The sequence below is a fragment of the Rhodococcus sp. 05-2254-6 genome (assembly GCF_002258565.1).
Lineage (GTDB): Bacteria > Actinomycetota > Actinomycetes > Mycobacteriales > Mycobacteriaceae > Rhodococcoides.
Window position 1 is genome coordinate 1 of the sequence record NZ_NOZF01000041.1, and the last position, 7,341, is coordinate 7,341.

The 7,341-nt window shown below is 65.6% G+C and carries 8 protein-coding genes; 5 read left to right on the forward strand and 3 right to left on the reverse strand.

Annotation, left to right across the window (positions count from 1 at the left end):
* The coding region (locus CH256_RS04715) for an alpha/beta hydrolase family protein (RefSeq protein WP_094669020.1) at positions 1-908 on the reverse strand (908 nt) is incomplete at its 3' end.
* A complete protein-coding gene (locus tag CH256_RS04720; protein WP_094669021.1) occupies positions 905-1,915 on the reverse strand; it encodes a PHP domain-containing protein in 1,011 nt (336 codons plus the stop codon). The genes CH256_RS04715 and CH256_RS04720, both read right to left, overlap by 4 nt.
* Before the next feature lie 120 nt (positions 1,916-2,035).
* Between CH256_RS04720 and CH256_RS04725 the strand changes: the two genes are divergently transcribed.
* Positions 2,036-2,725: a YceI family protein gene (locus tag CH256_RS04725; protein WP_068054670.1), complete on the forward strand. Its 690-nt coding sequence runs from the start codon at positions 2,036-2,038 to the stop codon at positions 2,723-2,725.
* Here CH256_RS04725 and CH256_RS04730 read toward each other — a convergent pair.
* The gene (locus tag CH256_RS04730; protein ID WP_068054672.1) at positions 2,706-3,611 is read right to left on the reverse strand and encodes a sterol desaturase family protein; all 906 of its coding nucleotides are present in this window, start codon (positions 3,609-3,611) and stop codon (positions 2,706-2,708) included. The genes CH256_RS04725 and CH256_RS04730 overlap by 20 nt on opposite strands.
* A 109-nt stretch (positions 3,612-3,720) precedes the next feature.
* Here CH256_RS04730 and CH256_RS04735 point away from each other — a divergent pair, with 109 nt between their 5' ends.
* From CH256_RS04735 to CH256_RS04750, 4 genes are all read left to right on the forward strand, one after another.
* Positions 3,721-4,356 (forward strand): SOUL family heme-binding protein, encoded by a 636-nt coding sequence (locus CH256_RS04735; protein ID WP_094668996.1) that lies wholly within the window; start codon positions 3,721-3,723, stop codon positions 4,354-4,356.
* A 60-nt stretch (positions 4,357-4,416) separates the two neighbouring features.
* Positions 4,417-4,875, forward strand: a complete 459-nt coding sequence (locus tag CH256_RS04740) for an RrF2 family transcriptional regulator (RefSeq protein WP_068054679.1) — start codon at positions 4,417-4,419, stop codon at positions 4,873-4,875.
* An 86-nt stretch (positions 4,876-4,961) separates the two neighbouring features.
* Entirely contained in the window at positions 4,962-5,639 is a 678-nt protein-coding gene (locus CH256_RS04745; RefSeq protein ID WP_068054682.1) for a TetR/AcrR family transcriptional regulator, read from the forward strand.
* Positions 5,640-5,641: 2 nt separating this feature from the next.
* Positions 5,642-7,341, forward strand: a 1,700-nt coding sequence (locus CH256_RS04750) for an MMPL family transporter (protein WP_094668997.1), incomplete at its 3' end; no start/stop codon positions are given.

A 7,341-nucleotide genomic window follows, 5' to 3' on the forward strand; every position in this document is an offset into this window, starting at 1 on the left:
AGGGTCTGCGCACGTCCGGTGATGGTGCTCAGCGCCGTCGACCAGGCGCGATTCTTCGGGTCGAGGAACGCTCCGTGTCCGGCTCCGGGCAGAACGACGAGCTCGGGGTCGGTGCTGCCCGCCTTCACGGCAGCGTCGACGTAGACCCGGCTCTGATTCACCGAGACGGTTTGGTCGGCGTCACCGTGCAGTGCGGTCAGCGGCACGTCGAGCGGGAGGTATTCGATGGGCGAGGCGATCTCGTAGCGCCCGGGCACTTCGTCCGGCATGCCGCCGAGGAAGGCGGGCACAAATTTGTCGCCGCCGATGTCGGCCGCTCTCTTCATGTCGAAGACGCCGGCCATGATGGTGGCGCTGCGGGGTCTGATCTTTGGTTCGGCCCCAGGCGCGTCGACGGGCATGAGGTGTCGAGCGGCCACCCATGCGGCGAGTTGGCCACCGGCCGAATGTCCGGCGACGTGGACGCGATCGAGATCGAGTCGCCCGTCGGCTGCGTCCTGTACGACGGTTGCCAGTGCCTCGGTGGCGTCGTCGACGTCGGAGAGGGTGTTGGCCCAGTTATTCGGGCCACGTCGGTATTCGACGTTCCACACGGCGATGCCCTCGTCGGCGATGGCCGTCGACATCTGTTGGAAGTACGACAGGTCGAGGTCTTCCTGCCACCCGCCGCCGTGAATCATCACCACCACCGGGAGCGAGCTGGCGTTGTTGTCGGGAAGGTACAGGTCACCGATGTTGTCCGAGTCGTATCCGTATTTCAGTCGGACGGGATCCCCGGCCGGGCCCGATACCGGTTGTAGCGCAGCCGAATACGTTTCGGCGGTGCTCGGTGAGGAGTCGGTGTCGGCCGAACTGCAGCCGACCAACGCGACAGCCAGCAGACCCGAGAGGAAATGGCGACGATTCACGCGCGCTGCGCCGTCCACTCGAGCAGTTCGGCGAGCGGCCAAGTGTTGATCACGCGCTCGGCGGGGACGCCACGCGCTTCGGCACGGATGCAGCCGTAGCCCTGCCAGTCGAGCTGTCCGGGTGCGTGCGCGTCGGTGTCGATGGAGAACAGGCAGTCGCGCTCGAGGGCGATGTCGATCAGTCGCTCCGGAGGATCCTGGCGCTCGGGCCTGGCGTTGATCTCCACCGCGGTGCCGAACTGGCGGCAGCCCTCGAACACCACGGGGGCGTCGAACGTCGATTCGGGCCTGGTGCCGCGGCCACCCTCGACGAGCCGTCCGGTGCAGTGACCGAGCACGTCGACATGCGGGTTCGCGATGGCGGTGACCATCCGCTTGGTCATGGTCTTGGAGTCGGCACGCAGGTTGGAATGCACGCTCGCCACGACCACGTCCAGCTCGGCGAGCAGGCCTTCGTCCTGGTCGAGTGATCCGTCGTCGAGAATGTCCACTTCGATTCCGGTGAGGATGCGGAACGGTGCGAGCCGCTCGTTCAGCTCGGCAATGACGTCGAGCTGTGCGCGCAGGCGCTCGGCGGTGAGGCCGTTGGCGACCTTGAGACGCGGGGAATGATCGGTGAGAGCGCAGTATTCGTGGCCGAGCCGCGCGGCGGTGCGCATCATTTCCTCGATGGGGCTGCCGCCGTCGGACCAGTTGGAGTGGGTGTGCAGATCGCCCTTCAATGCGCTGCGAAGTTCGTTGTCGCCGATCGGTTCTGCCGCATCTCGCTGCTCACGGAGATAGTCCGGGACGTCCTGGGTCAGTGCCTGACGAATGATCAGCGAGGTCTTGGCTCCGATACCGGCGAGCGAGGACCAGCTGTCGGCCTTCTCGTGCTCGGATCGCTGTGCGGGCGTGAGGGATTCGACGACATCGGCGGCCCGACGGTAGGCCTTGACGCGGTGGGTGTCCGAGCGGGAACGCTCGAGCCAGTACCCGATCTCTCGAAGTGCGTCCACCGGATCCATGCGTTCCATTGTGCCTGGCGGTACCGACACGCGTTCACGGGGTAAACGGACAAAACTCTCAGGGAGTTACCAGGTCGCTCACTCCCCATAGGCTTGAAGCTGCAACTACCATCGGCAGTCATGACCAAGAAATGGTGGATCGTCGGAGTGGTTGTTGTCGTCGTGGCGGCGCTCGGGCTGTACTTCGGCCCCAAGATCTATGCGTCGCTCCAGGAAGACGACGCACCGGCAGCATCGGTGTCCACCTCGGGCGCGCAGGCCGCCAGTACCGAGAGCATCGATGGACGGTGGATCGTCACCCCAGGTGACGCTGCCAACGCCACCGCCGCGGGCTATACCGTCGACGAACTGCTCAACGGGTCCGATGTCACTGTGGTCGGGTCGACGACCGAGGTCTCGGGCAACGTCGTCATCGCCGACGACACCCTGACCGAGGGACAGGTGGTCGTGATGACCAACTCGATCACCACCGACAGCGATCGTCGGGACAGTCAGTTCCGCGGCAACATCTTCGACACCGCCGCCTACCCGACGGCGACGTTCGACATCGACTCGCCGATCGACCTGTCCTCCCTGCCCAAGGACGGCACCACCCAAACCGTCACCGCCGAGGGCACATTGACGCTCAAGGACCAGACGCGTCCGGTTTCGGTGCAGATGGAGGTGCTGCAGTCCGGTGACACGCTCATCGCGTCGGGCGCAATTCCGACCACGTGGGCCGATTACGGCATCGAACCGCCGTCGCTCGGCTTCGTCACCGTGGAGGGCTCGGGAACCGTCGACTTCCTGATCAATCTGAGTCAGCAGTAGCGCGTTCTCTCGCGGCCGCAGGCGTCCATCCCGGCGGCCCGACGAGATATCCGACGCGTTCCTTCCATGACCGCGATGCCGCGACATCCCGTGCGATGTTGCGGTATTCGTGTGTCTGGAGGGTCCAGATGTTGAACGTGTCCACTGGCTTGGTGAGGCCGTAGTTTGGGCGCTCGACTTCCTCGGCGTAGGTGCCGAACAGTCGGTCCCAGACGATGAGGATGCCGCCGTAGTTCTTGTCGAGATACTGAGGATCGCGGCCGTGATGGACGCGATGGTGCGAGGGCGTGTTGAAGACGAACTCGAACGGCCGCGGCAACCGGTCGATGCGCTCGGTGTGGACCCAGAATTGATAGACGAGGTTGATCGAGAAGCCGACGAACACCATCCACGGCGGCATTCCCAGCAGTGGGAGCGGTAGCCACATGATGACCTCGCCGCTGTTGTTCCATTTCTGTCGCAGCGCCGCCGCGAAGTTGAAGTACTCGCTCGAATGATGAGCCTGATGCGTCGCCCAGATCAGTCGGGTCCGATGCGCGATGCGGTGATAGCCGTAGAACAGCAGGTCGACGCCCAGGATCAGGATCACCCACGTGTACCAGGCGTCGGCCGGGAGATGCCACGGCGCAACGTAGACGTAGATGGCGGTGTAGCCGACGAGGGCGAGCGCCTTCCATGCCGTGGTGGTCGCGATGGACACCAGGCCCATGCTCAGGCTGGCGCGCGCATCCCTGGCGGAGTAGCTGCCGCGAGACCCGTCTTCTAGCTTCGCGGCGGCAATCCACTCGATGGCCAGCAGCAGCGCGAACGCGGGAATGGCCAGCGCGACGGGGTCGCGCAGCGGTTCGGGCAGGGCATTCCACGCCGAACCGATCCAGTCGCTCATCGAACCTCCCGCGTGACAGTGAGAGGTTGAGTGTAATGCTGCCTGTCCTACTTTCCTACGGCTCGTACCGTGGAGGGCGCACGCATCGGTCGAGGGAGCGGAGTCGGACATGTTGCAGAAAATCGCGTCCACGGTCGGGCAGGTGGGCGAGTCCGTGTTGAGTGTCGTCGGCATTCGGGTCGGTACCGAGGAACCGCCGCACACGAGCCGTCGACTGACCGATGCGGTGGAGATCCGTCGTTACTCACCACGCATCGCGGCGCAGACCACGGTCGACGCCGATGAGGACGAGGCACGCCAAGAAGGTTTCCGTCGCCTGGCCCGGTACATATTCGGTGGAAACGGGGGCAAGCAGAAGGTTGCCATGACCGCTCCCGTCAGTCAGTCGCCCGCAGGCTCGAAGAAGATCGCGATGACTGCCCCCGTGTCGAGCACGCCCGGCAGCGACGGCTGGGTCGTCCGGTTCTTCATGCCGGCCGAGTGGACGATGGACACGCTGCCCACGCCCGACGACGACCGGGTGACATTGGTGGAGGTCCCAGCGGAGACGGTGGCCGTGCTGCGTTTCAGCGGTGGCCGCAGCCGGGACGACGTCGAACCGCAGATGGCCGCGTTGACCGAAGCGCTGCGTGCACACGGCATCGAGATGCTCGGTGAGCCGATGACCTGGTTCTACGATCCTCCGTGGACCTTGCCGCCGCTGCGTCGCAACGAGGTGGTCGTGGCGATACCGGACGGTTCCTGACGCGTCGGGGCATTCCGGCAACTGCTCGCTAATTCCCTATTGCAATGGTAGGAATTGAGCGTGCACATCACGGCCAAGGCGGACTACGCAGTTCGGACGCTCGTCGAACTCGCGGCGGTCGGCGGGCAGCGGCCCGCGAAGGCCGAGGCGCTGGCCCTGGCGCAGGGAATTCCGCACAAGTTTCTCGAATCGGTGCTCTCCGATCTGCGTCGAGCAGATCTGGTGTGCAGTAGACGGGGACCCGACGGCGGCTACTGGCTGGCGCGGGAGGCGTCGGACATTTCTGTTGCCGACGTGATGAGGGCCGTGGAGGGACCGCTGGCGTCGGTGCGCGGTCTGCGGCCCGAGGATGCGGAGTACTCCGGTCCGGCCGAGCCGCTCACCCGCGTGTGGCTCGCCGTACGCGCCAATCTGCGGGCGGTGCTCGAGGCGGTCTCGCTGGCGGACATCGTCGAGAACGACTTGCCGGACTTCGTGGGGGAACTCATCAGCGAGCCGACCGCATGGGCTCGTCGATGATGTGAGTCACATCCGATCTTCGGTGTGGCGCGATCGACAAAATTGCACATCACTGCAAACTTGCAGAACAGTGCAAGTTCCGTAGGTTGGTAGTCGTGACTTCTCCGACGGGCCTTCGTGATCTGAAGAAGGCCGCAACCCGCGACGCACTCGGCATGGCCGCCGTGCGTCTGGGCAAGGAGCACGGCATCGACGCGGTCACCGCCGACGCCATCGCGCACGAAGCGGGAGTCTCCACCCGTACGTTCCACAACTACTTCTCCAACAAAGAAGAAGCAGTTCTCCATCACATCGAGGTGTCTGCCCTCGAATGGTTCGAGCTCCTGCGCGCCAGGCCGGCGACCGAACCGATCTGGGACTCGTTGCGGCACATCGCAATCGACCTCGTCGCGGACCCCGGCCGGGATCTGGACGACACTTTTGCGGCAGCGCGGCTGATCGAAGCCAACCCCGCCCTGATGGCCCGCAAGCTCGAGATGCACCAATCGCTGACCCGCAAACTCGGCGAAGCCATCGCCGAGCGAACCGGCACCGATATCGACACCGATCTCTACCCCAACCTGCTCCAGATGGCCGTCGGTGGTGCCGTCACTGCAGCACTGAACATCTGGGTCACCGACTCCGCAGGCGCATCGACGCCGAGGGCGCTCATCGAGGACGCCTTCGACCAACTCCGCGCGGGCCTACCCGAGCCCAAGGGTCGTTCCGCAGGCTCCACTCCCGAACCCCACCCCCACTCGTCCGAACACAACCGAGGAGCTTGACAGTGGCCACCTATCTCTACCGAATCGGAAGATTCGCGTACCGACGCAAGGGCATGGTCCTCGGACTGTGGCTGGCGATTCTGGTTCTCGCCGGGGTGGGCGCAGCGACGCTGTCCGGCCCGACGGTCAACTCGTTCTCCATCCCGGGTACGCCCGCCCAGGCCGCACTGGACCTGCAGGAGGAGCGCTTCGGCAACGCCGAGGATCCGCTCACCGCGGTCAGTGCCGAGTACGTGTTCCAGGCACCCGACGGGCAGACGCTGGACACCCCGCAGTACACCTCGGCCATCGATGCCAGCATCGCCGAAATCGAGAAGATCGACGCGGCCAAGCCTGCGGAAGGCGCTCCGGCACTGGCCAACCCGGTCGCGGCCAACCAGTCGATCATCGAGCGGTACACCGAAGCGGCAACGGAAGCAGGCACCCCGGCCGATCAGGTGGCCGCCGACGCCGCTGCCACGTCTCCGCTGAGCCCCAACGGCAACGTCGGCACGGTCACCGTGCCGATCAACGTCGAACTCGCCGACGTCACCGATGAGATCCGCACCCAGCTCGACGAGGCCGCGCAGCCCGCCCGTGACGCCGGCCTGACGGTTCTGCTCGGCGGTACCGTCGCGCAGGAGAACGTCTCGCCCGGTGGAACGTCCGAACTCGTCGGTCTCGCAGTCGCCGCCGTGGTGCTGCTCATCATGTTCGGCTCCGCCGCGGCCGCCAGCCTGCCGCTCATCACGGCCATCGTCGGCATCGGCATCTCGAGTCTGGCGATCACCACGGCGTCGGGTTTCGCCGACCTGTCGTCGTTCACACCGGTTCTCGCCATCATGATCGGCTTGGCCGTCGCCATCGACTATTCGCTGTTCATCCTCGCCCGCTATCGACACGAGTTGACGCTCACCGACGACCGCGAGGAAGCCGTCGGACGGTCCGTAGGAACCGCGGGCTCGGCCGTCGTGTTCGCCGGCGCGACCGTGCTCATCGCCCTCGTCGCGCTGCGCGTCGTCGGCATTCCGTTCCTGTCCCAGATGGGTGCGGCTGCCGGTTTCGCGGTGTTCATCGCGGTCCTGATCGCACTGACGTTCCTGCCGGCAATGCTCGGTCTCTACAAGGGCAAGGCCTTCGCGGGCAAGGTCAAGTTCGTCAACACCACCGATCCCGAGGACCCGAACGCCAAGGCCACCAACGGACTGCGTTGGGCGCGGTTCCTGGTCAAGAGGCCCGCGCTGGGTCTCATCGGCGGCATCGTTCTCCTCGGCGTCATCGCAGGCCCGACCACAGGACTGTCGTTGGCACTGCCGTCCACCGCCACCGCCGACCCGTCGACGCCCGCACGTCAGGCCTACGACATCGTCGACGAGGGCTTCGGGCCGGGACGCAACGGACCGTTGCTGGTCATCGCCGACGCATCCGGCGTTGCCGAGGCCGACCGGACTGCCTCGTTCGGCAAGGTCGTCGAGACCATCACCGGTCAGTCCGACGTCACCAACGCGCAGATCATCGCCGTCAACCCGGCCGGTGACACCGCTCAGATCCTCGTCACCCCGTCCTCCTCGCCCAACAGCGAGCAGACCAAGGACCTGGTGGCCAATATCCGCAACGCCGAACCGGGCGTGCAGGCCAGCGACGGCGTCTCGTACGGCGTCACCGGCCAGACGGCGCTCGAACTCGACGTCTCCGAACGACTGCAGGACGCCTTGATCCCGTA